Genomic DNA, 25448 nt, shown 5'->3' on the forward strand with positions numbered 1-25448 from the left:
GATTCACCTCCACTCAAGCACATGCCGCGGCGCAAGCACCGCGGACAAGGAAATGGGAGCGCAGCCGCACGGGGCGGCACCACGGCCCGCCGAGCCGGACGGGCTTGGCGCGGGCCTCGCCCGGACAGCGCGCCGCGGCGCGCGCAGGCGGCTTTCGAGCAAGCGGCGCAGCGCGAGCTCGTTGCGCGACAGGCCGCATACGCCGTCGTCCGCAGCCTCGACCTCGGGGACGTAGTCGTCGAGCACCTCGCCGCCAAGATAGCGGTCGAAGATCACCGGACAGATGTAGCTCGAGCGCGTCACCGCCGCGGTGTTGCCCAGTTCCGCCGCCACCGACTTGACGCAATCGACGAGCACCCGCGACGCCGCGCGTTCGCTGTCGGCCGGACCCGCCGCGGCGAGGAATTCGGCTGCGCGCAGCGTTCCGCCCCAAGTGCGGAAATCCTTCGCGGTGAAAGGACCGATAGCCTCGCGCAGATACGCGTTCAGATCGGTCGCCTGCACCGCGCGCAGGGTGCCGGGCTCGTCCTCGTACTGGAACAGCGCGCTGCCGGGCAGCGCGAGCAGGCGTGCGATGCTGGCGGCGAGGCTGCGGTCGCGCAGTTCCCGGTACTGGTGCACGCCGTGCTTGCCGCGATACGAGAAAACGATGCGGTGGCCTTCCAGGCGCACGTGCCGCTTGCGCAGCGTCGTCAGCCCGTAACTGCGGTACTGGCGCAGGTAGCTCGTGCTGCCGACGCGGAAATGCACGCGGTCGAGCAGCCGCGTCAGCAACGCGAGAACCTTGCGGCGCGGCATCCCGGACAGGCGCAGGTCGGCAGTCGTGACTTCACGCAGCCTCGGCAGCGCGGCGGCGAAGCGGGCCAGCCGGCGCCATTTGCGCATCGCGTTGTTCTGCACGAAGTCGGAGTGATAGCGGTACTGCAGGCGCCCGCGCGCGTCGCGTCCGAACGCCTGCAGCTCATCGTCCGCGTCCGGGCTGACGAACACGTCGGTGTAGGCCGGCGGCACCGCGAGCGATGCGATGCGCGCCAGCCCTTCGGCGTCGCGATACGCCGTGCCGTCCGGCCGGGCATAACGGAACCCGCCTTCATCGAGCGGGATGCGGCGCAGATAGCTCGCCTGGAGCACTTCAGTCCGGTTGGGCATCGCCGCCCCCTTGCCCTTGACCGCCCCCTTGACCGCCCCCTTGCCCGTCCCCTGCCCCGTCCCCGTCGGTCTCATCGACCTGCAGGCGTGACCTCGTGCCGCGTGCCGTCAGGCCGACGAGCAGCCCGTCGATGAAGATCGCCGAAGGCTTGTCCGCCGCGGCCGCGAACAGCAGCAGCGAGCGCGCACCGAGCGGGACACGGTGGCCGGCGACGAACGCGGGAAACGCCGGATCGTCCGGAGATTCGGTGTTGACGAGGCGCGTCCAGTGCCCGGCGCCGCGCACGTGCGGCAGCGTCCATTCGACCGCCTCGTGTCCGGCGTTGACGACCAGCAACACGATGACGTCGCTGCCCGGATGCGGCACCACCGTGTGCTGGGCGCGGCCGTCCGCGAGCATGCCGAAGCAGCGCATCTGCGGATCGGCCCACTCCTTTTCTTCCAGCTCGGCGCCGGCCGGGGTCAGCCACGCGACGTCGCGCACCTCATGCACCGGATGCATCTCGCCGGTCGAGAAACGCCCGGGGCGCAGCACCGGCAGGGCATCGCGCAGCACCAGCAGGTGGCGCGCGAACGCCAACAGGCGCTCGCCTCGCGCGTCGATCTCCTCCCAGTTCGCCCAGCTGATGTCGTTGTCCTGGCAGTAAGCGTTGTTGTTGCCGCGCTGCGTGCGGCCGAACTCGTCGCCGGCGAGCAGCATCGGCGTGCCGTGCGCGAACAGCAGCGTGGCGAGGAGGTTGCGCTTTTGCCGCTCGCGCAGCTCAATGATGTCCGGATCGTCGGTCGGCCCTTCGGCGCCGCAGTTCCACGAACGGTTGTCGTCGTGGCCGTCGTTGTTGTCCTCGCCGTTGGCCTCGTTGTGCTTGTCGTTGTAGGAAACCAGGTCGTGCAGCGTGAAACCGTCGTGCGCGGTGATGAAGTTGATGCTCGCCCACGGCCGCCGGCCACGGCGGTTGAAGCGGTCCGCCGAGGCCGACAGCCGCGTCGCCAGTTCCGGCGCGCGCCCCTCGTCGCCTTTCCAGAACGAGCGCACGGCGTCGCGGAAGCTGTCGTTCCACTCGCCCCAGCCCGGCGGGAAAGCGCCGAGCTGGTAACCGCCGGGGCCGCAGTCCCACGGTTCGCCGATCAGCTTGATGCGGTTCAGCACCGGGTCCTGGCGGCAGGCATCGAAGAAACCGCTGCCGGGATCGAAGCCGTGCGCCTCGCGGCCGAGGATCGTCGCCAGGTCGAAGCGAAAGCCGTCGACGCCCATCTGCAGCACCCAGTAGCGCAGGCTGTCGAGCACCATCTGCAGCACGCGCGGATGGTTCACGTCCAACGTGTTGCCAGTGCCGGTGTCGTTGATGTAGTAGCACGGCTCGTCCGGGTTCAGGCGGTAGTACGACACATTGTCGAGACCCTTGAACGAGAATGTCGGGCCGAGCTCGTTGCCTTCGGCAGTGTGGTTGTAGACGACATCGAGAATCACCTCGAGGTCGGCGTCGTGCAGGCGGGCGACCATGTCGCGGAACTCGACGACCGCACGTCCGGCGAGATAGCGCGGATCGGGCGTGAAGAAGCCGAGCGAGTTGTAGCCCCAGTAGTTGCGCAGCCCTTTTTCGGTGAGATGCGTGTCGTCGACGAACAGGTGGATCGGCAGCAGCTCGACCGAGGTCACGCCGAGCGACTTCAGGTGCTCGATGATCACCGGCGACCCGAGCCCGGCGAAGCTGCCGCGCAGCCGCGCTAGCACCGCCGGATGCAGCCGTGTCAGGCCGCGCACGTGCGCTTCGTAGAAGACGGTGCGCTCCCACGGCACGCGCGGGCGCCCCGGCAGCGGCAATTCCGGGGCGGGGGCCACGACGCGCGCCTTGAGCATGAAGGGGGCGCTGTCGCGCTTGTCGAAGCCGTGGCCCGGTTTCTTGCCGCGCAACTCGTATGCGAACAGCGCCGACCCCCACCTGAGCCGGCCGACGACTTCGCGCGCGTACGGGTCGAGCAGCAGCTTGTGCGGGTTGAAGCGGTGTCCCTGCTCGGGCACGTACGGTCCGTGCACGCGGTAGCCGTAGACGAGACCCGGCCCGGCGCCGGGAAGGTAACCGTGCCAGATTTCGTCGGTGAACTCGGGCAGATCGACGCGCGTGACTTCGATGCGCCCGCTGTCGTCGAACAGGCACAGCTCGACGCGCGTCGCGTGCGCGGAAAACAGCGCGAAGTTGACGCCTTCCCCATCCCAGGTGGCGCCGAGCGGATACGGCAACCCCTCCTTCATCGAAGCGAGAAAGCCGTGCATCAGTCCGCCCATCATCGCGCCACCTCGCTGCTCGCGGTCGATGCTGCCGATCGTTGGGATAGCCCGTTGAAGTGCCGTTGTCGCAGCACCGGGAGGAGACGGCGGTTCATGGCGTGATCGGCTCCTCGCGCACCGCCGGGCCTTCCGGCATGCCGACGCGCACCGCTGCGGGCTCGCCCGCCTCCGCGTCGCGCAGCAGCACCGTGCGCAGCTGGGGCAGATACTGCGGATAGTCCTGCTGCATGTACGCGATCAGCTGCTCGCGGACCTTGCAGCGCAACTCCCAGCCGTTTCCCGCATCGGCGGTGCTGACGAGCACGCGCAGCTGCATCGCCCGATCCGAGACGTCGGTGACCTGCAGCACGCACACGCGCTGGTCCCATTCGGGCGCGGCCTCGACGATGCGCTGGAGCTCCTCGCGCAGCGGCGGCATCGGCATGCGGAAGTCCACCCACAGGAACACCGAACCGATGAGGTCCGACGTCTGGCGCGTCCAGTTCTGGAACGGATGCTGGATGAAATACTCGAGCGGCACGATCAACCGCCGGTCGTCCCAGATGCGCACGACGACGTAGGTCTCGGTAATTTCCTCGACGCGCCCCCATTCGTTCTCGACGATCAGCACGTCGTCGATGCGGATCGGCTGTGTCAGGGCGATCTGCAGGCCGGCGATCAGGTTGCCGAGCACCGGGCGCGCGGCAAAGCCGGCGATGATGCCGGCGAGGCCCGCCGATGCGAGCAGGCTCGCGCCGAGCTGGCGCACGTTCGGAAACGTCATCAGCACCGAGCCGGCGCCGAGGACGCCAACGATGAACATCGCGATGCGCGCGAGCACCCGCACCTGCGTCTGCACGCTGCGCGCGCGCAGGTTGTCCGCCGCGGTGGTCGGGTGACGCGTGACGATGACGTCGGCCACGGCCGCGATGAGCCGCACGACGAAAACCGTCACCAGCAGAATGATGGCGATCGACAGCGCCTGGCGCAGGCCGATGAGGAACCCGGCCGGCAGCGGCGCGTCGGCGAGTGAAAGATGAACCAGCAGCAGCGGAATCAGGAACTGCGACGGGCGCCGCGTATACGCGACGATCCGCTCCGCAAGCACGAAACGCGCTGCCGCACGACGGGCGACGACGTGCAGCACGAAGTGCAGCGCCAGGCCAACCAACGCCGCGCCGACGATTTGCAAAGTCACAGCGATCCATGGATGGCTCGCCAGCACATCTCTCATCGCCGCCTCCCCCGAGCGACCGGCATGGCGGCTGGGCCGCGCGTCCAGCCGCCCCCATGCGATTCAACGACCCCTGTGCAACTCATCGGCCCTTCACACGAAGGCCGAGCGGGATGCGCTCACCGTTCTCACTGCGCCGCCGCGCCGGCCGGCTGCAGTTGCTGCGCCAGTTCGAGGTGGCTGCGCAGCACGCCCAGCGTCTCTTCGGCGAACGCCTTCAGGTCCGGGTCCTGCCCGTCCCGCGCCTGGCGTTCGAACAGCGTGATCGTCTCCTGGTGCGCGCTCGCGCCGAAGTTTTCGAGATACGCGCGGTCGAACTCCGCACCCGACAGTTTCTCGAGCTCGTCGAGCTTGCCCTGGACCGCGGGATCGATCGTCGTGCTCACCGTCATGCCCTTGCTCGTGGCAAGGCTCTGCAGCTTCGCGTTGGCTTCGGTATGGTCCTTCTGCAACTTCTCGGCGAAAGACTTCACCTTCGGATCGGCCGCCTTCGTCGTCGCGAGCCGGCTGGCCTCGACTTCGGCGAGTCCGCGCGACATCGCTTCGGAAATGAACGAACGGTCGACTCCGGCGATCGGTCCGGCAGTGGCCTCCCCAGGCGCCGGCGCGGTGCCGGCTGTCCCGTCCGGCGGAGGCGTCGGCGTCGGCGTCGGGCTCGGCACGGTCGCGGGGTTCACGGGTTCCGGAACGTTCGGGGTGTCGGTCGGATTCGGCGGCGGAACTTCGTCCGCCTGATCGCACGCTGCCACGCCCACTACCAGACCGGCGGCGAGCGCCAGGATCTTCGCTCGGGCTTGAATTCGACTTTTTTCCATGGGACCTCCTGTCGTTATTCCGGATCCGGCCGTTGCGGCCGCCGTGGCGGGCCCTAAGGCCGTGAACGCTCATGCACGGGGCGGTCCACGCCTGGCAGAGCAGCAGCAATGCTGCATTTCGCGTGCCCGCCGTTGAGGAGGCGCAGAAAGCATCGCCCATATCGGGCAGTATTCGCGTTGCGCGACGCGGTCTTGCAGCCGCGCAGAACCGGCTCCGCCGGCCGGTTCGCTGGCCGGGCCGCAGCGAGGCAATTCTTACTCCCGGAATGTAAAACGTGCGTGCGAGAAGTGCGCTGGCGGGTCGGCCGGCGTCCCCAGGCAGCGGTACGACGAAACCTGGACTGCTCGGCACGGTTTTTGCTGTGAAAGCGGCGAGCGCCGGGCGGAAAAAGGCGCATTTTTTCCCAGCCAGCAGGAGATCCCATGAGTCTTGGAATGGAACTTCGTTTGCGCCAGCACCTGGCGATAACGCCCCAGATCCAGCAGGCGCTTCGTCTTCTTCAGCTCTCGTCGCTGGAATTCGCCCAGGAGGTCGAGCAGGCCGTTTCGACGAACCCCTTCCTCGAGGACGAGAACGAAGCTCCGGCAATGCCGACGGAATCACGCGAAACCACGCCTTTGTCCACTGCCGAGGGCGACGAAACGGCGCGAGAGCCGGAGGAGCCCATCCCCGTGCCCGCTTATGACGAACGGCGCCAGACGCAGTCGCACGGAGACGAAAACGACTGGACCGAATGGACCGAAGCGCCGGTGAGCCTGCGCGAGAACCTGCGCACCCAGTTGCTGCTGTCGCCGATGAGCGAGCGTGACCGCACTCTCGCGCACATGATCGTCGACGAGCTGACCGACGCCGGCTACCTGGAAACGCCGCTCGAAGAGCTTGCCGAGATGATCCTCCCCGAGGAACACGTCGATGTGCGCGAGCTCGGCGCCGCACTGCGCTACGTGCAGCAGCTGGAGCCGGCCGGCATCGGCGCGCGATCGCTGCAGGAGTGCCTGCTGCTGCAACTGCAAGCGCTCGACTCCGAAACCGTCGGGCGCGACATCGCGCTGGCGATCGTCGCCGACCACCTCGAGCTGCTCGCACACCGCGAATTTCCCCGTCTGCAGCAGCTCCTCGGTTGCAACGAAACCGCGCTGCACACGGCGCGCGCGCTGATCCGCACCCTCGACCCGCGCCCGGGGCGCACATTCGCACCCGACAACACCCGCTACGTCGTGCCCGACATCATCGTCAGGCAGGTCCGCGGGCGCTGGGTCGCGACGCTCAACCCGGCGGTGCAGCCGAACGTGCGCCTGAACCGCGCCTATGCCGAGATCGCCGCCGGACGCAGCTCGGGCGACGCATCGTTCCACCGCCTGCTGCAGGAGGCGCGCTGGCTGTTGCGCAACGTCGAGCAGCGTTTCAGCACGATCCAGCGCGTCGCGAACGCGATCGTCGCGCACCAGCGCGTGTTCTTCAGCTACGGCGAAGTCGCGATGAAGCCGCTCGCGTTGAAGGACATCGCGAGCGAGCTGAAGCTGCACGAATCGACGGTCTGCCGCGTGACCAACGGCAAGTACATGGCGACGCCGCGCGGCCTGTTCGAGTTCAAGTATTTCTTCTCGCGCCAGCTCGCCACCGACGACGGCGGCACGTGCTCGGCGATGGCGATCCGTGCGCTGCTCAAGGAGCTGATCGCCGCCGAAGATCCGCTGCACCCGCTGTCGGACGCCCAACTCGCGCGGCTTCTTGCCGAGCAGGGGCTGCGACTCGCGCGGCGCACGGTGACCAAGTACCGCACGCTGATGCGGGTACCGAGCGTCGAGTTGCGGCGCGTGGCGCAGCGGCCAGTAATGCCGGTCGGCGTCGTTGGCAATGCCTGAAACGGAGAACGTCAAATGTCGTCGATCATCATTGGCCATTTTGAGCAGGCCGAACAGCTCGAACAGGCCGGGGCGGCAATCGCTGCGCGGGACTTCGCCGCTGACGAATACTCGTCGTACTACCTGAATCCGCCGGGCCAGCACGGCCTGCGGCGCTTCGGCGGGGATTCCGCCAGCGACGAGGGTGCGAGCGAGGCCGGCAAGGGCGCAGCGACCACCGCACTGATCGGCGGCGCCGCGGGGCTGGCCCTCGGCAGCATCGGCGGACCGATCGGCGCCTTGGCCGGTGCCGGCGTCGGAGCCTACGTCGGATCGCTCGCGGGTGCCCTGGGCCGCACCCACTCGGCGCATCCCGAACAGGCCAGCGTCGAGCACCCGGCCGAGCCGCCGGCCGGACCGGTGCTGTGCGTGCGCGTCGACCGCCCCGGCAGCGAGGCCGTCGCGGTGTCGGTTCTCACCGACTGCGGCGCGCGGCAGATCGAACGCGCGACCGGGACGTGGGCGGAAGGCGACTGGCAGGACTACGATCCGCGCCGCCCGGTCGAAATCCTGTACCGCGCGACGCCGCCGGGGCAGGCAGCCGGAGCGTGAGCGACAGCGGCGGCGATTTCGATTTCCGCCGGCCCGCCGAGTCCGGAGCACGGCGATGCACGTTTGCGACGTGACGATGTTCTATGCCCCGCAAAGTGGCGGCATCCGCCGCTACCTGCAGGAAAAACGGCGCTGGCTGCAGGCGCGGGCGCAATACCGTCATTCGCTCGTGCTGCCGAGCCGAGCGGCGGCGGGCGAATGGGTCATGGAAATCCCGAGCGTGCCGCTGCCGTTCTCGCACGGCTACCGCCTGCCGATCGCGACGCAACCCGCAGTGCGGGCACTGCTCTCGCTGCGCCCCGACATCATCGAGGCCGGCGATCCCTACCATCTCGCGTGGGCGGCGCTCGACGCAGGCCAGGCACTCGGCGTGCCGGTCACCGGCTTCTATCACTCCGATCTGCCCCGCCTCGCGCGCAAGCTCGGCGGCGCGCCCGCCGAGCGGCTCGCCGAAGCGTATGTGCGCCGGCTGTACTCGCAGTTCGACGCAGTCCTCGCGCCGAGCACGTGCATGGTCGAGCGCCTGCGCGCGCTCGGCGTCGGGCGCGTCCATCGGCAGCCGCTCGGCGTCGACACTGCGGTATTCCGCCCGGAGCGCCGCGACGATGCCTGGCGCATGCGCCTCGGCGTGCGAGCAGGCGACAGGCTGCTGGTTTTCGTCGGCCGCTTCGCCCCTGAAAAGAACCTGCCCGACCTGTACGCCGCTCTCGACCGGCTCGGGCCGGGACACGTGCTGGTGCTGGTCGGCAGCGGGCCGGCAGCTTCGCGGCCTGACGTGCGCGTCGTGCCGTTCATCGGCGACACGCCGCGGCTCGCCAGCCTGATCGCAAACTGCGACGTGTTCGTCCACGCCGGTGACCAGGAAACGTTCGGCCTCGCCGCGCTCGAGGCGATGGCCTGCGGCGTCCCGGTCGTGGCGGTGCGCGCCGCAGCGCTGGCCGAACTCGTCGATGACGAAGTCGGCGCAGCGGTACCCCCGGAAGTGCCGCGCGGCGCCGCGATGGCCGACGCGGTCAGCGCCATTCTGGCGCGCGACCTCGCACCGCTGCGGCTCGCTGCTCGCCGTCGCGCACAGCGCCACGACTGGCAGCGCGTGATGCCGGAAATCGTCGCGCGTTACGCCGCGCTGTGCGGCCAAGCGACCCACACCGTGACATGTTGAGTGACATCGCGCCTGTCCGCGCGGCTGTGTGCGTTTCGCTCCATGACGTCGCGCCGCCGACCTGGAGCCGTTGCGAGACCTTGCTCGCAGCGCTCGCGCAGGTCGCCCCCGTGCCGCATACCCTGCTGGTCGTGCCGGACTACCACCGGCGCGGAGACGGGCTGCCGCCTTGGTATCGCGCAGCGCTCGCAGCACGCTTTGAAGCCGGCGACGAACTGGCGCTGCACGGCTTTTTCCATCTCGACGACGCGCCGGCGCCAGGATCGCCGCGCGGCTGGCTGCGGCGCCGCGTACTGACCTGCGGGGAAGGCGAATTCGCCGCGCTGGGGCGCGACGAGGCGTCGGCTCGGCTACGCGCTGGCGAAGCGTGGTTCCGCCACGCCGGCTGGCCGCTGTACGGCTTCGTCGCGCCGGCGTGGCTGCTCGGTGCCGGCGCCTGGCAGGCACTCCACGATTCGGCCTTCACCTACACGACGACGCACCGGCACTTCCACCTGTTGCAACCGCGGCGCGCGGTGGCCGCGCCGTGCATCGTCTATAGCACGCGCAGCCGCTGGCGCCGGGCGCTGTCGCTGGCGCGCAACGCGGGCCTGACGCAGCGCGGCGCCCTGCTCGCGCGCCTCGCACTGCACCCGGACGACGCGCTCCATCCGGCCGTCGTGCTCCAGGCGCAGCGGCTCCTCGAAAAGCTGCTGCGCGAACGTGTCGCGATGACGAAAATCGGGTTTGCGAACGCGCTCGGTGCGGCGCTGGCACCGGGCGCGCCTCAGATCGGCGGCATGACCACCAGCGACAGCGCCGCGACCGCGCCTCCCACGGCGACACCCGCGAGCACGTCACTCGGGTAATGCAGGCCGAGCACGACGCGCACAATTCCGGTCAGCACCGCGAAGAGCACCAGCACCACGCCCAGCGCAGGGAAATAGGCCGACACGACGACCGCGAACGCAACCGCATGGAGCGTATGGCCGGACGGGAAGCTGAACTCGTCGAGCGGCAGCGTGCACAGGTGCAGCCCCTGCAGCCGGACGTACGGCCGCGGGCGGCACGCGCGGCGCTTGATCAGCAGGTACAGCATCAGTCCGGCGGCGCCCACCGCGATCAGGTGCAACGCACAACGCGCCCCGAGCGGCCCCTGCAGCACCGCCAGCGCGACAACCAGCACGACCCACGATTCGCCGTCGCCGAGCCGGCTGACCCACCGCGCCCACTGCGTGCAGCGGCGGTGCGCCAGCACGCGATTGAGGGCGACCACGCAGGCGCAGTCCAGCGCCAGCAGGCGATCGACCCGCTCAGGCCACCGTTGCGACGTCACCGGCGGGAACATTGCGAGCGACCTGTGCGGCAAGGTGGGCTTCGAAGCGGTCGAGGATGCGCGGCCACGCGAGCTGCTCGGCAACCTGCCGGGCCGCGGCGCCGAACGCCCGGCGCGCCTCGCCGTCCCCCGCCAGGGCGCACGCCGCTTCGATGAAGCCTTCGGCACCGGCGGGCGGCAGCACGCGCGCGCAGACTCCGTCGACGAGGTGTTCACGCGCGGCGCCGAGGTCGTAGGCGACGATCGGCAGCCCGCTCGCCATCGCTTCGAGCGTGACGTTGCCGAACGTCTCGGTCAGGCTCGGAAACAGGAACAGGTCGGCCGACGCGAAATGCTCGGCGAGCGCGACGCCGCGCTGCACTCCGGCGAAAACCTGGTCGACTGCGTCACGCTCGAGCTGCCCGCGCAGCGGGCCTTCGCCGACCCACACGAGCCGTGCGCCGGGATGGGCTCGGCGCACGGCGCGAAACGCCTCGAGCACGACGGCGGGATTCTTCTCGGGCGCCAGGCGGCCGACATGGAGCACCGCCAGCTGCCCCGCTCCCACTCCCCAGCTCGCCCGCAGCGCGGCGCGGCGCCGGCGGGCGGAAAAGAGGTCCGTGTCGACACCGCGGCCGACGCACGCGAGATGGCGGTAGCCGCAGCCGCGCAGCTCGTCGGCCAGCGCAGCGGTCGCGACGAAAGTCAGGTCGGTACGGTTGTGAAAGCTGCGCAGCGTCGCGTCGATGACTTGTGCGAGATGCCCCAGGCGGTAATAGCCGCTGTATTTCTGGAAATGCGTGCGGTAATCGCTCGTCACCGGAATGCCGAGCTGGCGCGCCGCGAACAGCGCGGACCAGCCGAGCGGGCCTTCGGTGACGACATGCACGACATCCGGGCGGGTCTGCCGCCAGTGCCGCAGCAACTGCAGTGGCGCCGGCAGCCCCAGCTGCAGGGCCGGATAGCGCGGCAGCGGCAGTCCGCGCACGCACAGCGTATCGGCCGGAATCGTCGCTGCCGGCATGCCGACGCGATCGGCCGCCTGCCGCGGACGCACCAGGCCGACGCGATGGCCGCGTTCGAGCAGGTGATGCAACGCCCGTTCGACGGTCAAGGCGACGCCGTTGAGCTCCGGAGGATAGGTTTCGGTGACCAGCGCGATCGACAGTGCTGTTTTCATTCGCATTCTCCTCGACGGCGGCGTGGCGCTCCCGCTCGTCCGGCACGGAAGCGTTCCAAGGCGTGCAAGGCCCGTGCCCGGCCACGAGCTGCCCCTCCCCCGGGCACGCTGTTCGCATGGACCATCGCGAGGGCTCCGGGAACGAGCACGACGAGTCTGGCCAGGTCGTCCAGCGACGCCACGCGATTGCCGTCCTTCCCCCGGGACGCCAATCGCAGCCGGACCTGCTGGAAGCCGGGAGTCGTGCTCGCTGCCGGGTGCCCTCGCTCCATTTCATCCTCATACCCGACAGGAGCTCTAAATGCCCAGCCAGCCCGACCCGCAAACCTCCCCCGCCCCCGCCATGCTGTCCGACGTGAAAACGCTGCGCGAGCGCGCGCGGCGGCACATCGAGGAAGGTGCCCTGACCGAGAACTACTCCGGCGACCGGGACACGATCCTGCGGCTGCTCAACGAAGCGCTCGCGACCGAGATCGTGTGCACGCTGCGTTACAAACGTCATTACTACACGGCGAAAGGCCTGACCTCGGCCGGCGTCGCCGAAGAGTTCCTCGAGCACGCGCACGAGGAAGAGGAGCATGCCGACCGCTTCGCCGAGCGGATCACCCAGCTAGGCGGCGAGCCGGATTTTTCGCCCGACACGCTGACCGCGCGCAGCCACGCTGAATACATCGAAGGCACGTCGTTGATCGACATGATCAAGGAAGACCTCGTCGCCGAGCGGATCGCGATCGACAGCTATCGCGAGGCGGTGCAGTACATCGGAGCAACCGACTCGACCACGCGGCGCCTCTTCGAGGACGTCCTCGCCGTCGAGGAGGAACACGCCGACGACATGCAGTCGCTGATCGAACAGATCGGCCGGCGGGCCTGACGGAGCATGCCTTGCAACCGGTGGACGCGCCCACATTGAGCGAAAGCCGGAAACACCGGGACCCCGGGGAGAGCCTGTTCCGGCCGGGCGTCAATTGCTTCACCGTCGCGCGGGCCGCCCGGGTCGGACTGCTCGTCGATGGCGAGGCGTACTTCAAGGCCTTCGTCGCCGCTGCCGAGCGCGCGACGCGCTCGATCCTGATCCTGGCGTGGGACTTCAACAGCAACACCTGCCTGCGCTTCGACCCCGAGACTCGCGACGACGGCCCTCCGGCCCGTCTGGGTGACTTCCTGAACTGGCTCACACGGCGCCAGCGCGAGCTGCACGTGCACATCCTCGACTGGGATTACCCGCTGGTGTTCGGTGTCGACCGCGAGCTGCCGCCGACCTACGGCTTCGGCTGGCGCGCACACCGGCGCGTGCATCTGGCCTACGACAACACGCATCCGGTCAGCGGTTCGCACCACCAGAAAATCGTCGTCATCGACGATGCGCTGGCTTTCATCGGCGGCTTCGACCTGACCGAACGACGCTGGGACACTCCCGCCCACAGCCCCGACGAACCGCACCGCGTATGCGGCGAGGCACGCTACCCGCCGTTCCACGACCTGATGATGGCGGTGGATGGCCAAGCGGCGCTCGCGCTTGCCGGGATCGCACGGGCGCGCTGGATGGGCGCGACCGGCCACGCCCTGCCGCCGCCGGCGCCAGCGCCGTCACGCTGGCCGGCGTCGCTGGACATCGATTTCACCGACATCGATGTCGCGCTCGCCCGCACCTTGCCCGAAACTGCGCTGCAGACAGGCATTCACGAAGTCGAGGCGCTATACCTCGACATGATCGCCGCCGCGCGCGGGCTGATCTACATCGAGAACCAGTACTTCACTGCGTACCGCATCGGCGAGGCGCTTGCCGCGCGGCTCGCCGAGCCGGACGGGCCGGAGATCGTCGTCGTGGTCCGGCTGTTCAGCCACGGCTGGCTCGAGGAACACACGATGCACGTGTTGCGCACGCGCCTCATCCAGCGCCTGCGCGTCGCCGACCACTACGGGCGGTTCCACATCTTCTACCCTCACATCGACGGCCTCGATGAAAACATCTGCATCGACCTTCATTCGAAGCTGATGATCGTCGACGACGAAGTCCTGCGCATCGGTTCGGCGAACCTGTGCAACCGCTCGATGGGCATGGACACCGAATGCGACGCAGCGCTCGAAGCGCGCGGCGACCCGCAGGTGGCCGCGACGATCCACGCGTTTCGCAACGAGCTGCTCGCCGAACACCTCGCCGTCGCGCCGCAGCAAGTCGAGGACGCGTTCCGCCAGCAGGGAACGCTGCGCGGCACGATCGACGCCCTCGCCGGCCGCACCCGCACGCTCAAGCCGATCGAACGCCTGCCGGAGTGGCCCGAGACCGTCATCGAACTGGCGAGCGTGGGTGATCCGGCAGCGCCGGTTTCGCTCGACCGCCTGATCGAGGAGTTCAGTCCGGAAGTCGCGGTCGAGGAAGAGGTCGCCCCGCGCCACCGGCGCAAGCTCGTCAAGCGCGTTGCACTGAAAGTCGGGCTGTTCTTCGCGGTAGTCGGGGCGCTCACCGCGATGTGGCGCTACACCCCGCTCGCCGCTTGGGTCGACGCCTCGCGCATCACCGCCTGGGCGGAGGAATTCGCTGGCCGCCCGTGGGCGCCGCTGGTGATCCTTGTCGCCTACACGCCGGCATGCATCGTGATGTTCCCGCGACCGCTGATCACGCTCGCAGCGGTGGTCGCGTTCGGTCCTTTCCTCGGCTTCGCCTACGCGCTGTCGGGCATCCTGATCGCGGCGCTGCTGACGTACGTCGCCGGCCTGTACCTGCCCCGGCACACCGTGCACAGCTTCGCCGGCCGCCCCCTGCGGCGCATCACCGACACGCTGCGCCGCCGCAGCCTGCTGGCGGTGACGGCGCTGCGGCTCGTGCCGCTGGCACCTTTCGCGGTCGAAGGCCTGGTGGCTGCGGCGATCGGCATCCGCCTGTGGCACTTCATGCTCGGCACGCTGATCGGCATGCTGCCCGGCACGCTGGCGACGACGATTTTCGGCGACCAGCTCGAAGCCGCATTGCACGATCCGACGCAGATCAACTACACCGTGCTCGCCGCTGCCGTCGTCGGCGTGAGCCTGCTGACGCTGGCGGTCCGCCGCTGGCTGGTAAGCCAGCACAGGGAGGCCGTACCGCATGGCGACACAGGCAACCGGGCTCGCTAGCTGGCGCAACCTCGACGAAGCTCTCGGCAGCGACTGCCTGAGGATCTCGACGTACAACATCCATCGCTGCGTCGGAGCCGACCGCCGCGAGGACGCCTCGCGCGTCGCACGCGTCATCGCCGAGCTGAACTGCGACACCATCGGCCTGCAGGAAGTCGATAACCAGCCTGACCGTCGCCACGATTCGATGCAGCTCGACTTTCTCGCGCACGCCGCGTCGATGACCGCGATTCCGGGCCACACCATCGTGCGGCACGAAGGCGTATTCGGCAACGCGCTGCTGACGCGGCGGCCGGTGCTCGGAGTGCGCCAGCACGATCTGAGCTTCAACCGGCGCGAGCCGCGCGGCGCGCTCGAAGTCGACCTCGACGTCGAGGGCGAGGTCGTGCGCGTCATCGTCACGCATCTCGGCCTGCGGCCGGCGGAGCGCCGTTTCCAGGTACGCAAGATGCTGAAGCTGCTGCACGACCTGCCGATGGACCAGCTTGTCGTCGTCCTCGGCGATATCAACGAATGGCTGCCACTCGGGCGCCCATTGCGCTGGCTGCACGGCATTCTCGGCCACGCTCCCGGGGAGCGCTCGTTCCCGGTATGGCTGCCGATGTTCGCGCTCGACCGCGTGTGGGTGCGGCCGCGCCATAACCTGCTGGCGTTCGAGACGCACCGTTCGCCCACTTCGCGCAAAGCCTCCGACCACCTCCCCGTGAAAGCGATCATCGCGACCGGCAGGCGTCCGGTGATCCCCCACGTCCGGCTGCGCGACGTCGCGAGCGCAACCCTGGCATGAAACTTGAACGCGAAACCATGCAGGTTGCCCGAACGCCAGGAGAAACCGACATGCCCAGGAATCGACACGTGGAACTGCCCGGCACGCTGAAGCGCTCGCCGCCGAAAGCGCAGCGCACCTATGCGAAGACGCTCAGGAGCGCAGAGGAAGAATATGGTCCGGGCGAGCGCGCGAGCCGTACGGCGATCGCGGCGCTCAAGCACAGCTTCGAAAAAGTCGGCGATCACTGGGAGCCCAAGGCGAAACCCGGCCCGTCCGATCCGCAAGCCCGCCGCAGCACCGCCGACCGAGAGGGTGGCAAGCGTGCCAGAGGCGAGACTTTCGGCGGCGTGGACGTTCTCGGGCATACGCGCCAGGAGCTCTATGAGCGCGCCCAGGGGCTCGGCATCCGCGGACGTTCGCGCATGACCAAGGAAGAGCTGGCGCGCGCGATCGCTTCCCGGCAGGACTGAGGGCCGCCTGCCTCTCGTCGCGCGCGGCCTGCTTGCGAGGGGCCCGTACGGGCGCAGGCCGCGCGAGTAGGATTTTCCACGAGCTGTATCTTTTTCACGAAAGCTCGCCTGCCGAACCACGACGCGCAACTCCTCGATTCCTCGCGATCCCGGGCGCGGCGCCGGATCGGGACACATTTCCCGCCACTCCCCAAAACGGGCCCTGATGTTGCTATGCAACAGCAACCTTCGACAGCGAGGGTTGACCAGCAGCGAAATGGCCGGACGCCGGCCATTTCGCATCTTTCAACACGTTTTACTGCGCAGGAGTACTCATATGGCCCAGCAACGGCACACAAATGAAGATCCCCGTCGACAAACGGCTGAACGTCCAGGTCGGCAGAATGAAGAGGCAGGTCAGCAGAGAAACGAAGAGATGAGTGCTGAATCCTCTCGCCAGCAAGGACAGCAGGAAAGCTTCGGCAGTCGCGGGCGGGAAGCGGTGGACATGACGGCGACGACGCTGCGCGGGTTCGGCCAGTTTTACGACATGGAGGCGGCGAGCGCGCGGATTTTCATGCGCGCCCAGGCCCGCGCCTTGTCGGCGATGGGTTTTCCCGACTATTCGCATTTCTTCGAGCTCGCTGACGAGCGGGCGAAGCGCCTGTTTTCGACCACGACCGACACACTGCTGCAATCGAATCGCCACGCGAACCGTACGGCAGGGGAGATTCAGCGCCACCTCGGACGTCTGTGGGAACAACAAACGATGGATCTGACCGAAGCATGGCAGACCGGCCTGCAGGAATTGCAGCATCAGGCGACCGAAAGTCTCGACGATCTCAAGGAACTGGTACGCCAGCAGGCCGACGAGCTCGCGATGGCAACGGACTCGTTCAGCGAGTCGACGCGCGAAACCTTGCGCGAAGGGGGTGAACAGTTCCGGGCGACGGTACGCGAAGGTTTCGAACGCAGTCGAGAGCTCACCAGCCGCCAAGCCGAAACGGCGCGGCGTCACAGTGAGGAGTTGGCTGAAGAGACGCGTGAAGCAGGCGAGGAAGCACGGGCCGAGATGTCCCGCGCGGGCGAGGAGGCAACACGCTCCGAGCGTGGTTCACGCTCGCACAAGGCCGCTTGATCGGTCACTCGGACGGCGCGCGCCGGACAGTGGCCGGAGCGCGCCGGCAGATGTCAAAACGGAGGGCGCGGGTTAATTCCCGCGCCTGCGCAGCCGCCGCTCTTCGAAAATGTTCAGCGGAACGACCACTGCGGGACTGGCGTTGCAGCGTCGACGGGAAGGCGCTTCCGGGCGGCTTCCGGTCAGGCCCAATGTTGCGAGTTCCCACCACAACGCCATCGAAATGAATGGCGCGTCCCACATGGACGGCCCCATATCGAGCGTGTCCTCGGCTTTGCGGGACAGCCAGTAACCGCCCGAGTGAAAAACCATCGTCAGGTCTTCGCTCGAAACACCGGCATCAGTCATCCTCGCCATCGTGGGCTGCAGTTCTTCGAGGCGGGAGATCAGGCAATAAATTGAACAATGCATAATGGCCCTCGGCGTTTACCTACACCACGACCCGCGTCGACAGGGCGACCGGTAAATTGGCGCTCGTGAGCGCACCCAAGCAAACGCGCTGCTTCATCGTGCGGCCGGCTCGGGAGCACCGGCTCATACTCAGTTACAGCAGGATTCGAGCCAGCTTCTCTCATCCATCCTGGACGAAGACCCAACTTGGGGCTAGCGTACCGTTACTATTTTTTTGTCACAAGACATGAAAACCAGTATTTGCGCATGATTCCACAACTTTTCGGGTGTCGGCGACGTACTTTCAGAAACGTGTTCGGCACCTCCCGCGGGTTCCGACGCGCCGGCCTCTGCCTGCAGGAACAAGTCTTGCCCAACGGACGGAATTACAATCATTTCCCCTAAGGTGCAGCGATGACGGGACTGGCAGGTAACTTTCCGTACGCTTCACGTCTTCTCGACCTCGCCCGGTCGCACGCGTCCTCGACCACATCGATCGCCGCGTGGTCCGGCGCGATGCAGACGTCCACAGTCGGCACTGCAGCGCTCGCGTATTTCCTCGGCACGCCGGGACAGGACTTTCTACCCGAGGATGACGAAAGGCGCGACAAGCCGACGTCGAACCCCGCCTGGCCCGGCGCCTGCACCGACACCACGTCACACCGCATCGTCATCGTCGGCGGGGGGGCCGGCGGGCTGGAACTGGCGGCGCGCCTGGGCGATGGCGTCGGCCGGCGCGGCGAAGCCGAAGTCGTCCTGATCGATCCGATGCCCGCCCACTTATGGAAGCCGCTGCTGCACGAAATCGCGGCCGGCACGCGCAGTCCGCACGAACAGGCGCTCGATTATCTGCAGCAGGCGCGACAGCACCATTTCCGCTTTCATCCGGGGCGCATCGAAGGACTCGTGCGCCATCGTCGCGAGATCTGGCTTGCGCCGCTCATCGACGAGGAAGGCGTCGAAATGGCGGCGCGCCGGCAGCTCAGGTACGACACGCTGGTGATCGCGATCGGAGCGACCGATGACGATTTCAATACGCCGGGCGTGCGACGCCATGCGATCTCGCTCAACAGCGCTGCGGACGCGGAACACTTTCGCAGCCGGCTGCTGTCGTTGTGCGCCGGCGCCGGACAGGACGCTGCCCGGCCAGTCCAGCTGGTGATCGTCGGCGGCGGCACGACCGGAGTCGAGTTTGCCGACGAACTGACCGGCGCGGTCGAGGAGATCGCCTCGTGCGGGTACCTGCTGCGCCAGGTGGGCGAGCCGGTGAAGATCCGCATGATCGAGGCGAGCGACCGGCTGCTCGCGCCGCTTCCGGCGGAAGCCGCGGAGCGCATCCATCGCGAACTGGTGCGGCGCGGCATCGACGTGCGCTTGAACCGCCGGGTTGCCGAAGTGCGGCACGACAGCGTGCTGCTGGGCAACGGGGAGATCCTCGCCGCGGACCTGGTCGTCTGGACAGCGGGCATCCGGGGGCCGGAAGTGCTCGCGTCGCTGGGCGCCCTCGACACGAACGAGCGGCAGCAGTTGCTGGTCCGCACGACACTGCAGACTTTCCGCGACGACAACATCTTCGCCATAGGCGATTGCGCGAACTGCGTCTCGTCCGAAGGCGACACGCTGGCCCCTCCGCTGGCCCGCGCCGCGCAGCAGCAGGCGAAGCTGCTCGCCCACTCGCTGGAGCGACGCCTGGCCGGCAAATCGCTGATCCCGTTCCGCTACCGCGAGCATGGCGCGCTATCGCCAGGCCGCAACGAAGGACCTGCCGGTGATACGAGCCGGGATCGAAACGGTGTCGGCGGCCTGTTCGCGCGCCTCAGCTACTGGATGCTGTACCGCCGCCACCTCGCGGTCCTGCTCGGTGGCATGCGGACGCTGCTGATGACCGTCGGCGAATGGCTGCCCCGGCGCGCCCGGCCGCGCCTGAAACTCCACTGAAGTGCCGCCGGCGCCGCGCGCGGTTCAGAACACGAGGACGCCAAGCAGCACGCCGAACACCAGCACGATGAGGAAGATCGCCAGCGCAATGTAGAACAGCACTCGCGCGATACCGGCGGCCCCTGCCGCGACGCCCGTGAAGCCGAGCAGGCCGGCGATGACAGAGATGACGAAGAAGATGATCGCCCACTTGATCATTTTATTTACTCCTTGTGGCGGATCGGGGAGCGATCCGGGAATCGCGGTACTGCATTCGCGACGCTGCTTTCGTTTTTTCGACCGGGAAAACCGGGAGAAATTACCGCTGACAGGAAGTTTTCCGCTTTTCGCCGGCACCGAGAACACGACTTGCATCCCGCCTCGTTCCGTAACGGGCAGCAAACGCCGTACCCATTGAAAGCGCTGCGCAGGTGGGCATGGAGCTTGCATCGGGAATGGTACGACGGGTTCTAGCGGAGACGACGTCATGCTAGGGGAAATCATCACGACATTTGCCGGCGCGAGTCTGGTCATCAGCGTGGCGCTCGCGGGCGGAACGATTCATCGGACAATGCCTGCGGCATCGGCCCCGAGCTTCCAGGAGGTATGGGCGGGTGCGGCGAAACCGAAGCGCGTCGGCATGATTCCCGACGAGGACGTTCGTGCGGCGCCGGGCGGTTCGCCTTCGCCCGCCGATCCGCACAACGCAGCGACATCGCCCGAAACACCGGACGGACTGGCGGCGGGACTGATCATCAGCGCCGACATGTTTGTCGGAAATACTGACAGCGACCGGCACACGCTCACGGTCCGCCCCGCCGACGGCAGACGTGAATTCACGGTGAAGGTCGTCGGCATGGCCGATGAGGGCCCGGTCACGCCCGGCGAGCCAATGATCGGTCCGGATACCGCACTGGCCGTCGCGCTGGCTCCTCTTTCGGTGCCGCGACCGGGGGGGCCGTCGGGGATTGACTGGAGACTTCCGGCGAAGATACGGGCCTGAGGAGGCCGCCGCTTGAAATACGGGCGCACCCTGCCGGCTCGCCGCCTCGCACGCGCCGCCGCCCGGCCGACCGAAGCCGCCTTGCCGACGCCGCCGCGAGCCGCGCGCGACGCCGACGCCCGTCGCGCCGACCGCTCGATAGTCATCGTCTCGATGGTTCTGCTGATCGTCGTCTTCGGCCTGCTGGTGTGGACCGTCGCCGACGTATTGCTGCTGGTGTTCGCCGGCGTCCTGGTCGGGGTGTTCCTGCGCGGACTCGGCGACGGCGTGAGTGCCCTGACCGGCCTGTCCGGGAGAGTGTCGTTCGGTGTCGTGCTGGTGACGCTCGCTGCGGTGCTGATCGTCGGAGGGGCTCTCCTCGGCAACGAAATGGCGAGCCAGCTCGACCAGCTCGGACCCAGCCTGCATCTCGCGTGGGAGAAGATGCTGAACGGCGTCTACGGTTACGAGTGGGGACGGATTCTCTTCTCGGAGCGCAACCTCAGCGCGATGCTCCCCGAGGACGGCACGTGGTTGACGCGCCTCGGAGACGCATTCTCGATGACGATCGGTGCAATCGCGGGATTGCTCATCGCAGTGTTCATCGGTGTCTACGGCGCCGCGACGCCCACAGTGTATCGCCACGGCCTGCTGCTGCTGGCCCCCGCCCACGCGCGCTCGCGCGCCCGAGAAGTGCTCGACACGGTGACGACGACGATGCGCTGGTGGCTGATCGGCACGTTTGCGCGCATGGCGGTCGTCGGCCTGAGCGTCACCGTCGGGCTGTGGCTGCTCGATATCCAGCTCGCGCTCGCGCTCGGGCTGATCGCCTTCATACTCGATTTCGTCCCGTACATCGGCCCGGTCCTTGCGGCGCTTCCCGCGCTGCTCGTCGCGATTGCTACCGGTCCGGCGGACGCGTTCTACGTGTTGCTGCTCTATCTGGCAGTGCAGATGGCCGAAAACTATGTCGTCACACCGCTGATCGACCAGTACAGCGTGCATTTGCCGCCCGCGCTGACGATCAGCGCCCAAGTGCTCCTCGGCGCGTTGCTCGGCGCGCTGGGAGTCGTGTTCGCGACGCCGCTGACGGCAATCGCGCTGGTGCTGGTGCGTATGCTGTACGTCGAGGAGGATGCGGAATCGCCCACGGGGACGCAGGAGGTGACGCCCTCGCCGCTGTCGCCGCAAGAAACAGGCCCTCCTGCGCAGTGACCGTTCTTTCCAGCTGCGGATCATGGGAGCTTCCCTTCGCGCCCGGCTACAGGAGATATTCCCAGCGTCGTGCGAGCCATTCGAGCAGCCGGGCGCGCACGCCGCGATCCTTCCACTGCTCGGGCGTCACTTCGTGGGAAGCCGATTGGTCGAGGCGGAAGAGTTCTTCCATTTCTTGTGCGAATGCGCCGTCGAGCACCAGCACGTCGGCTTCGAAGTTATGCACGAAGCTGCGCCAGTCGAGGTTCGTCGATCCGACGCTCGACCACACCCCGTCGATGACTGCGGTCTTTGCATGCAGCAGCGCGTCGCGCCGTTCGTAGATGTGCACCCCGGCGCTCAGCAAGTCCTGGTAATGCGAACGACCGGCGTGGAACGGCGCCCAGAAATCGCTGAAACCGGGCAGCACGAGCCGCACGTCGACGCCCCGTTGCGCCGCGTCGCGCAGCGACTGCAGGGTGCGTTCGTCCGGCACGAAATATCCGTAGGTCAGCCACACCCGCTTGCGCGCATGGTCGAGCGCGGACATCAGCGCGACATACAGCTCACTGCGTTCCGACACTGGATCGGCGGCGACCAGGCGCATTGCCATGCTCCCGGCACGCTCGGTGCGGGTCGCCTGCCGCACTACCGGAGACGGGCAGCGCTGCTCGCGCCATGCGTCGTTGAACAGCTCTTCGAACTGGCTCACGACCGGTCCCCGCACCATCACGTGGGTGTCGCGCCACCCCTCGTCGCGAGTCGGCACGCGGCGCTTGCTGCCGAACGAACCGGCGCGATACACGCCGCTGATGTTGATGCCGCCGGTAAAGGCGATTTGACCATCGATGACGAGCAGCTTGCGATGGTCGCGGTTGTTGAGGCTCAGCCGCGGATCACCTGCGAGTTTCAGCGGATTGACGGGATTGAATTCGCATACCGCGATGCCGGCGGCGACGAGGTCCTCGAAATATCGGGGAGGCGTGTCGAGCGAGCCGACACTGTCGTACAGGACGCGAATCTCCACGCCCTGCCGGCGCTTCGCTGCAAGGAGACGGGCGAGGCGGTCGCCCTGCTCCCCCGACTCGAGGATGTAGGTTTCCAGATGGATGCGGCGCCGCGCTTTCTCGATCGCCGCGAACATCGCCCGATACGTCGCCGGGCCGTCGACAAGCAGGTGCGCGTCGTTGCCGAGAACCAGCGGCGTCGCGAGCGCGTCCTCGACATGGGCGAGATGATGTACGAGCAGTTCCTTCCCGACACGGTCGGCATCGAGCTGCTGCACGACTTTCGGTGACGGATCGGTGCGCAGTGCCCCGTCCGCGTGCTCGACGCGAACTTCGACCGAGGCCGGCGAGGGACGCACCGGGAGACCCACCGTATCGACGGCCGGGCTCGTGGCGCAGGCCGCAAGCGCGAACGGAACGAGCAGCACGCACCACGCGCCGTCGAAGCATTCGCGCCCGCCGTCAAAGGAAGCGTTTCCAAAGCAGCTGTCAGTACGCCGGCTTGACCCTGATGTCATTCTTGACGGACTTGACGCCAGGGATTTTGCGCGCGATCTCGACGGCACGTTCCGCGTCTCCGGACTTTGCGACGAAGCCGCTCAGCTGCACCACGCCCCGCGAAGTCTCGACGTTCACCTCGCGCGCCTTGACTTGCGGGTCGTCGATCAGCGCGGCTTTCACGCGCGTCGTGATCGTCGCATCGTCGATGTATTCGCCAGTCGATTCGCGCGACCGGCTCCCCGCGCACGCACTGACGACGGGCAGGGCAAGCGCCGCGAGAGCGGCAGTCAGCATTGTTCTTCTGCTTGTCATTTTCTGTGGTCCTCCGTTCTGGGAAATCACCGGCATCGCCTGGAACTGCGACGCCTTCACGCTTACCCGGCGCCGAACAGCGCCGCGTTTGCCTCGCCGCAATGTACGGCGGCAAGGACAAACTGGTGGCGGCTGCCGTCCTTGCGTACTTGCGCAGGACAGGAGCCGATATCCGGCTCAAGACGGCGGCGGCGCCGCCAGCGCATTGATCACTTCCTGCACGCCTTCGACCTTGCGCGCAACGGCGTCGGCACGCGGGACCTGGGTGGCCGGAATGCTGCCGGTCAGCGTCACGACTCCTTTTTCCGAGCTGACACTGATTGCGCCGGCGTCCAGGCCTTCCTCGGCCAGCAGCGCCGTTTTCACCTTCGTCGTGAGGACGGCGTCATCGACTGCCTGGCCCGCGCGGTTGGCGTTGGTGTCCACTCTTTCCGTGGTGTCCGCGGTCGTGCCGGGCGCGGCTCCGGTGGTCGTGCCCGGCTCGGCCGGACGGTCGTTGCACCCTGCGAGGGCAAGGCCCAGGCAGGCAACGAGAATCGAGAATCGACGCTTCATGAGCAGACCTCCTTTCGATGTCCGCACTCTGCGCACCTCACCACGGTGAGCGCAGGCGCGACGTTCTATTTCTGCATGATCCCGAGGATCAGGGAGATCACTGCGATCACAAGGAAGATGTAGAAAAGGATCTTGGCGATGCCGACCGCACCGCTCGCGATTCCGCCAAAGCCGAACAGGGCGGCGACGATTGCGATCACGAGGAATATCGCTGCGTAATACAACATGGGACACCTCCGTTTCCAGACAGGGGGAATTTCCCGCTGACACCGTGGGAGAGGCAAACCCTATGCCCGGGCATGCGGCAACATCACCGTCCGAATGCCATCCGGGAGAAGCGCATGATCGCCACCGATGTTGTAACGCTTACATGCGCGGACGCGCCTCGCCGGCCAGACGTGGCTGCATCGATTGCGGTGCGCCGGGCACGGAAGCTGCACGTCCTGATTACCGCGGCATCGGCCGCCTGCCTTCAAAGGACGACGATCATGGCCTTATCGACGATACTTCTCATCCTGCTGGTGCTGCTGCTGGTGGGGGCACTCCCTACCTGGGGCTACAGCAGTTCCTGGGGCTACGGTCCGAGCGGACTGCTGGGGTTCCTCCTGGTTGTACTCCTGGTGCTCGTGCTGCTCGGGGTGTTATAGAGCCACAGTCGTGTCGGGCGCACCAACAAAAACCGGACCCTGCAGGATCCGGTTTTTGTCGGGTGGGGCACGATTTCATTCGTGCCCGCCTCATCCGTAGCGGAGCGTTCAGTGAGTCGAACCGCCCGGTTCCGAAATGCCGCACACCGCTTCGCCGGCCGGCTCCGCGCCTTCCGTGTTCGCGATGTCGGCGAGCGCCACGATCCCCACCAGCCGCTTGTTGCGATCGAGCACGACGAGCCGATGGATCTGCTCGTCACCCATGTTGCGGGCGACGTGGGCGATATCCTCGTCTTCGAAGCAGTATTTGACTTCCTTGGTCATGACGTCGCGGACACGAGTATCGGAATTCTTCCCGGCCGCAACCGCCCGGATCGCGATGTCGCGGTCGGTCACCATGCCGATGAGTTTTTCGCCGTCGTTGACCGGCAGCGATCCCACGTTCCATTCCGCCATCATGCGTGCTGCGTCCTCGATGGTCTGCTCGGGATCGAGCATTCGCACGTCCATCGTCATTGCCTCGCTGACTTGCATGATGCACCTCCTCAATCAGGAAGCAGGCACCGCCTGCGTCCCTGCAGCGATGCAAAAGCGGTGCCCGGAAACTCGCCTGCAGACCGGGGAGCCCGGTGCGAGCAGGCATTGCGTTTGCTCCTGCCGACGATACCCTTCCCTCCCTGTGGAACTCATCATGAAACCAGCCCTGATCGCGATCGGCACGCTTGCCCTGGGCGCGAGCGCCCTGTATTTCCTCGATCCCGCACGCACGCGCGGTGCGCGCGCGCGACGCCTGCCGATCCCCTGCCAGGGGCCGGGCGCGACGACGATGCGCCGCTCGTCGCCCCCTGCCGAGCCGGGCGAAGTCGAAGAGATCACCGGCACGACGGTGCCTCCGCAATCGAGCTATTGACAT

The 25448-nt window shown here is 67.5% G+C and carries 27 protein-coding genes; 14 read left to right on the forward strand and 13 right to left on the reverse strand.

Going from position 1 to position 25448, the window contains the following annotated elements; translation table 11 throughout:
- Nucleotides 1-3 precede the first annotated feature (3 nt).
- From EBN1_RS19535 to EBN1_RS19550, 4 genes are all read right to left on the reverse strand, one after another.
- Entirely contained in the window at nucleotides 4-1149 is a 1146-nt protein-coding gene (locus EBN1_RS19535) for a DNA topoisomerase IB (protein WP_011239716.1), read from the reverse strand.
- Nucleotides 1133-3436, reverse strand: coding sequence for a glycogen debranching protein GlgX (gene glgX / locus EBN1_RS19540; RefSeq protein WP_011239717.1), 2304 nt, complete (start codon nucleotides 3434-3436; stop codon nucleotides 1133-1135). Before glgX ends, EBN1_RS19535 begins: the two co-directional genes overlap by 17 nt.
- A gap of 91 nt (nucleotides 3437-3527) precedes the next feature.
- Entirely contained in the window at nucleotides 3528-4649 is a 1122-nt protein-coding gene (locus tag EBN1_RS19545) for a mechanosensitive ion channel family protein (protein WP_011239718.1), read from the reverse strand.
- A gap of 128 nt (nucleotides 4650-4777) precedes the next feature.
- On the reverse strand, nucleotides 4778-5464 hold the full coding sequence (locus EBN1_RS19550) for a DUF4142 domain-containing protein (protein WP_011239719.1): 687 nt from the start codon (nucleotides 5462-5464) through the stop codon (nucleotides 4778-4780).
- 423 nt (nucleotides 5465-5887) lie between these two features.
- Between EBN1_RS19550 and EBN1_RS19555 the strand changes: the two genes are divergently transcribed.
- From EBN1_RS19555 to EBN1_RS19570, 4 genes are read left to right on the forward strand one after another with little or no spacing between them, the layout of a single operon-like run.
- Entirely contained in the window at nucleotides 5888-7330 is a 1443-nt protein-coding gene (locus tag EBN1_RS19555) for an RNA polymerase factor sigma-54 (protein ID WP_011239720.1), read from the forward strand.
- Between the two features lie 15 nt (nucleotides 7331-7345).
- Entirely contained in the window at nucleotides 7346-7921 is a 576-nt protein-coding gene (locus tag EBN1_RS19560; protein ID WP_011239721.1) for a hypothetical protein, read from the forward strand.
- Between the two features lie 55 nt (nucleotides 7922-7976).
- The gene (locus tag EBN1_RS19565; RefSeq protein ID WP_011239722.1) at nucleotides 7977-9083 is read left to right on the forward strand and encodes a glycosyltransferase; all 1107 of its coding nucleotides are present in this window, start codon (nucleotides 7977-7979) and stop codon (nucleotides 9081-9083) included.
- A 26-nt stretch (nucleotides 9084-9109) separates the two neighbouring features.
- On the forward strand, nucleotides 9110-9931 hold the full coding sequence (locus EBN1_RS19570; protein ID WP_241762776.1) for a DUF2334 domain-containing protein: 822 nt from the start codon (nucleotides 9110-9112) through the stop codon (nucleotides 9929-9931).
- Here EBN1_RS19570 and EBN1_RS19575 read toward each other — a convergent pair.
- A complete protein-coding gene (locus EBN1_RS19575) occupies nucleotides 9850-10398 on the reverse strand; it encodes a phosphatase PAP2 family protein (RefSeq protein WP_041647685.1) in 549 nt (182 codons plus the stop codon). The genes EBN1_RS19570 and EBN1_RS19575 overlap by 82 nt on opposite strands.
- Entirely contained in the window at nucleotides 10376-11557 is a 1182-nt protein-coding gene (locus EBN1_RS19580; protein ID WP_157866657.1) for a glycosyltransferase family 4 protein, read from the reverse strand. Before EBN1_RS19580 ends, EBN1_RS19575 begins: the two co-directional genes overlap by 23 nt.
- Before the next feature lie 301 nt (nucleotides 11558-11858).
- On the opposite strand from EBN1_RS19580, the gene EBN1_RS19585 reads away from it, so the two are divergent.
- The 5 genes from EBN1_RS19585 (at nucleotide 11859) to EBN1_RS19605 (ending at nucleotide 17030) form a co-directional block, all read left to right on the forward strand.
- On the forward strand, nucleotides 11859-12431 hold the full coding sequence (locus EBN1_RS19585; RefSeq protein ID WP_011239726.1) for a ferritin-like domain-containing protein: 573 nt from the start codon (nucleotides 11859-11861) through the stop codon (nucleotides 12429-12431).
- Between the two features lie 20 nt (nucleotides 12432-12451).
- Entirely contained in the window at nucleotides 12452-14674 is a 2223-nt protein-coding gene (locus tag EBN1_RS19590; RefSeq protein ID WP_241762880.1) for a VTT domain-containing protein, read from the forward strand.
- The gene (locus EBN1_RS19595) at nucleotides 14646-15461 is read left to right on the forward strand and encodes an endonuclease/exonuclease/phosphatase family protein (RefSeq protein ID WP_011239728.1); all 816 of its coding nucleotides are present in this window, start codon (nucleotides 14646-14648) and stop codon (nucleotides 15459-15461) included. Before EBN1_RS19590 ends, EBN1_RS19595 begins: the two co-directional genes overlap by 29 nt.
- A gap of 50 nt (nucleotides 15462-15511) precedes the next feature.
- Nucleotides 15512-15913, forward strand: coding sequence for a ChaB family protein (locus tag EBN1_RS19600; protein ID WP_011239729.1), 402 nt, complete (start codon nucleotides 15512-15514; stop codon nucleotides 15911-15913).
- Between the two features lie 316 nt (nucleotides 15914-16229).
- The gene (locus EBN1_RS19605; protein ID WP_011239730.1) at nucleotides 16230-17030 is read left to right on the forward strand and encodes an apolipoprotein A/E/C3; all 801 of its coding nucleotides are present in this window, start codon (nucleotides 16230-16232) and stop codon (nucleotides 17028-17030) included.
- Between the two features lie 72 nt (nucleotides 17031-17102).
- On the opposite strand, the gene EBN1_RS19610 is transcribed toward EBN1_RS19605, so the two are convergent.
- Nucleotides 17103-17378 (reverse strand): hypothetical protein, encoded by a 276-nt coding sequence (locus EBN1_RS19610; RefSeq protein ID WP_041646614.1) that lies wholly within the window; start codon nucleotides 17376-17378, stop codon nucleotides 17103-17105.
- Between the two features lie 456 nt (nucleotides 17379-17834).
- Between EBN1_RS19610 and EBN1_RS19615 the strand changes: the two genes are divergently transcribed.
- Nucleotides 17835-19358 carry an NAD(P)/FAD-dependent oxidoreductase gene (locus EBN1_RS19615; protein WP_157866659.1) on the forward strand — a complete coding sequence of 508 codons (1524 nt, stop codon included), beginning with the start codon at nucleotides 17835-17837 and terminating at the stop codon, nucleotides 19356-19358.
- Between the two features lie 24 nt (nucleotides 19359-19382).
- Here the strand turns inward: EBN1_RS19615 and EBN1_RS19620 are convergent, their stop codons facing one another.
- Nucleotides 19383-19556, reverse strand: coding sequence for a DUF1328 domain-containing protein (locus tag EBN1_RS19620; RefSeq protein ID WP_041646615.1), 174 nt, complete (start codon nucleotides 19554-19556; stop codon nucleotides 19383-19385).
- A gap of 268 nt (nucleotides 19557-19824) precedes the next feature.
- On the opposite strand from EBN1_RS19620, the gene EBN1_RS19625 reads away from it, so the two are divergent.
- Both EBN1_RS19625 and EBN1_RS19630 read left to right on the forward strand, forming a co-directional pair.
- Nucleotides 19825-20340, forward strand: a complete 516-nt coding sequence (locus tag EBN1_RS19625; protein ID WP_041646616.1) for a hypothetical protein — start codon at nucleotides 19825-19827, stop codon at nucleotides 20338-20340.
- Between the two features lie 12 nt (nucleotides 20341-20352).
- Complete coding sequence (locus tag EBN1_RS19630; protein WP_011239735.1) at nucleotides 20353-21534, forward strand: AI-2E family transporter; 1182 nt, start codon at nucleotides 20353-20355, stop codon at nucleotides 21532-21534.
- Nucleotides 21535-21580: 46 nt separating this feature from the next.
- On the opposite strand, the gene EBN1_RS19635 is transcribed toward EBN1_RS19630, so the two are convergent.
- From EBN1_RS19635 to EBN1_RS19650, 4 genes are all read right to left on the reverse strand, one after another.
- Nucleotides 21581-22948, reverse strand: coding sequence for a phospholipase D-like domain-containing protein (locus EBN1_RS19635; RefSeq protein ID WP_041646617.1), 1368 nt, complete (start codon nucleotides 22946-22948; stop codon nucleotides 21581-21583).
- 61 nt (nucleotides 22949-23009) lie between these two features.
- The gene (locus tag EBN1_RS19640) at nucleotides 23010-23315 is read right to left on the reverse strand and encodes a BON domain-containing protein (RefSeq protein WP_241762777.1); all 306 of its coding nucleotides are present in this window, start codon (nucleotides 23313-23315) and stop codon (nucleotides 23010-23012) included.
- Between the two features lie 195 nt (nucleotides 23316-23510).
- Nucleotides 23511-23888 (reverse strand): BON domain-containing protein, encoded by a 378-nt coding sequence (locus EBN1_RS19645; RefSeq protein ID WP_011239738.1) that lies wholly within the window; start codon nucleotides 23886-23888, stop codon nucleotides 23511-23513.
- Between the two features lie 65 nt (nucleotides 23889-23953).
- Entirely contained in the window at nucleotides 23954-24115 is a 162-nt protein-coding gene (locus tag EBN1_RS19650; RefSeq protein WP_041646618.1) for a DUF1328 domain-containing protein, read from the reverse strand.
- A 114-nt stretch (nucleotides 24116-24229) separates the two neighbouring features.
- Between EBN1_RS19650 and EBN1_RS22920 the strand changes: the two genes are divergently transcribed.
- Nucleotides 24230-24535 carry a DUF3309 family protein gene (locus EBN1_RS22920; RefSeq protein ID WP_011239739.1) on the forward strand — a complete coding sequence of 102 codons (306 nt, stop codon included), beginning with the start codon at nucleotides 24230-24232 and terminating at the stop codon, nucleotides 24533-24535.
- A 108-nt stretch (nucleotides 24536-24643) separates the two neighbouring features.
- Here the strand turns inward: EBN1_RS22920 and EBN1_RS19660 are convergent, their stop codons facing one another.
- Nucleotides 24644-25069 (reverse strand): CBS domain-containing protein, encoded by a 426-nt coding sequence (locus tag EBN1_RS19660; protein WP_041646619.1) that lies wholly within the window; start codon nucleotides 25067-25069, stop codon nucleotides 24644-24646.
- Between the two features lie 157 nt (nucleotides 25070-25226).
- Between EBN1_RS19660 and EBN1_RS19665 the strand changes: the two genes are divergently transcribed.
- Nucleotides 25227-25445 carry a hypothetical protein gene (locus EBN1_RS19665; protein ID WP_041646620.1) on the forward strand — a complete coding sequence of 73 codons (219 nt, stop codon included), beginning with the start codon at nucleotides 25227-25229 and terminating at the stop codon, nucleotides 25443-25445.
- Nucleotides 25446-25448: the final 3 nt, after the last annotated feature.

This window comes from Aromatoleum aromaticum EbN1 (assembly GCF_000025965.1).
GTDB lineage: Bacteria > Pseudomonadota > Gammaproteobacteria > Burkholderiales > Rhodocyclaceae > Aromatoleum > Aromatoleum aromaticum.

What these genes read in the sequence shown, in the direction of transcription:
- EBN1_RS19535 (WP_011239716.1), bottom strand. Translation starts at nt 1,149, where the DNA reads ATGCCCAACCGGACTGAAGTGCTCCAGGCGAGCTATCTGCGCCGCATC.
- glgX (WP_011239717.1), bottom strand. Translation starts at nt 3,436, where the DNA reads ATGATGGGCGGACTGATGCACGGCTTTCTCGCTTCGATGAAGGAGGGG.
- EBN1_RS19545 (WP_011239718.1), bottom strand. Translation starts at nt 4,649, where the DNA reads ATGAGAGATGTGCTGGCGAGCCATCCATGGATCGCTGTGACTTTGCAA.
- EBN1_RS19550 (WP_011239719.1), bottom strand. Translation starts at nt 5,464, where the DNA reads ATGGAAAAAAGTCGAATTCAAGCCCGAGCGAAGATCCTGGCGCTCGCC.
- EBN1_RS19555 (WP_011239720.1), top strand. Translation starts at nt 5,888, where the DNA reads ATGAGTCTTGGAATGGAACTTCGTTTGCGCCAGCACCTGGCGATAACG.
- EBN1_RS19560 (WP_011239721.1), top strand. Translation starts at nt 7,346, where the DNA reads ATGTCGTCGATCATCATTGGCCATTTTGAGCAGGCCGAACAGCTCGAA.
- EBN1_RS19565 (WP_011239722.1), top strand. Translation starts at nt 7,977, where the DNA reads ATGCACGTTTGCGACGTGACGATGTTCTATGCCCCGCAAAGTGGCGGC.
- EBN1_RS19580 (WP_157866657.1), bottom strand. Translation starts at nt 11,557, where the DNA reads ATGAAAACAGCACTGTCGATCGCGCTGGTCACCGAAACCTATCCTCCG.
- EBN1_RS19585 (WP_011239726.1), top strand. Translation starts at nt 11,859, where the DNA reads ATGCCCAGCCAGCCCGACCCGCAAACCTCCCCCGCCCCCGCCATGCTG.
- EBN1_RS19595 (WP_011239728.1), top strand. Translation starts at nt 14,646, where the DNA reads ATGGCGACACAGGCAACCGGGCTCGCTAGCTGGCGCAACCTCGACGAA.
- EBN1_RS19600 (WP_011239729.1), top strand. Translation starts at nt 15,512, where the DNA reads ATGCCCAGGAATCGACACGTGGAACTGCCCGGCACGCTGAAGCGCTCG.
- EBN1_RS19605 (WP_011239730.1), top strand. Translation starts at nt 16,230, where the DNA reads ATGGCCCAGCAACGGCACACAAATGAAGATCCCCGTCGACAAACGGCT.
- EBN1_RS19610 (WP_041646614.1), bottom strand. Translation starts at nt 17,378, where the DNA reads ATGACTGATGCCGGTGTTTCGAGCGAAGACCTGACGATGGTTTTTCAC.
- EBN1_RS19615 (WP_157866659.1), top strand. Translation starts at nt 17,835, where the DNA reads ATGACGGGACTGGCAGGTAACTTTCCGTACGCTTCACGTCTTCTCGAC.
- EBN1_RS19620 (WP_041646615.1), bottom strand. Translation starts at nt 19,556, where the DNA reads ATGATCAAGTGGGCGATCATCTTCTTCGTCATCTCTGTCATCGCCGGC.
- EBN1_RS19625 (WP_041646616.1), top strand. Translation starts at nt 19,825, where the DNA reads ATGCTAGGGGAAATCATCACGACATTTGCCGGCGCGAGTCTGGTCATC.
- EBN1_RS19640 (WP_241762777.1), bottom strand. Translation starts at nt 23,315, where the DNA reads ATGCTGACTGCCGCTCTCGCGGCGCTTGCCCTGCCCGTCGTCAGTGCG.
- EBN1_RS19645 (WP_011239738.1), bottom strand. Translation starts at nt 23,888, where the DNA reads ATGAAGCGTCGATTCTCGATTCTCGTTGCCTGCCTGGGCCTTGCCCTC.
- EBN1_RS19650 (WP_041646618.1), bottom strand. Translation starts at nt 24,115, where the DNA reads ATGTTGTATTACGCAGCGATATTCCTCGTGATCGCAATCGTCGCCGCC.
- EBN1_RS22920 (WP_011239739.1), top strand. Translation starts at nt 24,230, where the DNA reads ATGATCGCCACCGATGTTGTAACGCTTACATGCGCGGACGCGCCTCGC.
- EBN1_RS19660 (WP_041646619.1), bottom strand. Translation starts at nt 25,069, where the DNA reads ATGCAAGTCAGCGAGGCAATGACGATGGACGTGCGAATGCTCGATCCC.
- EBN1_RS19665 (WP_041646620.1), top strand. Translation starts at nt 25,227, where the DNA reads ATGAAACCAGCCCTGATCGCGATCGGCACGCTTGCCCTGGGCGCGAGC.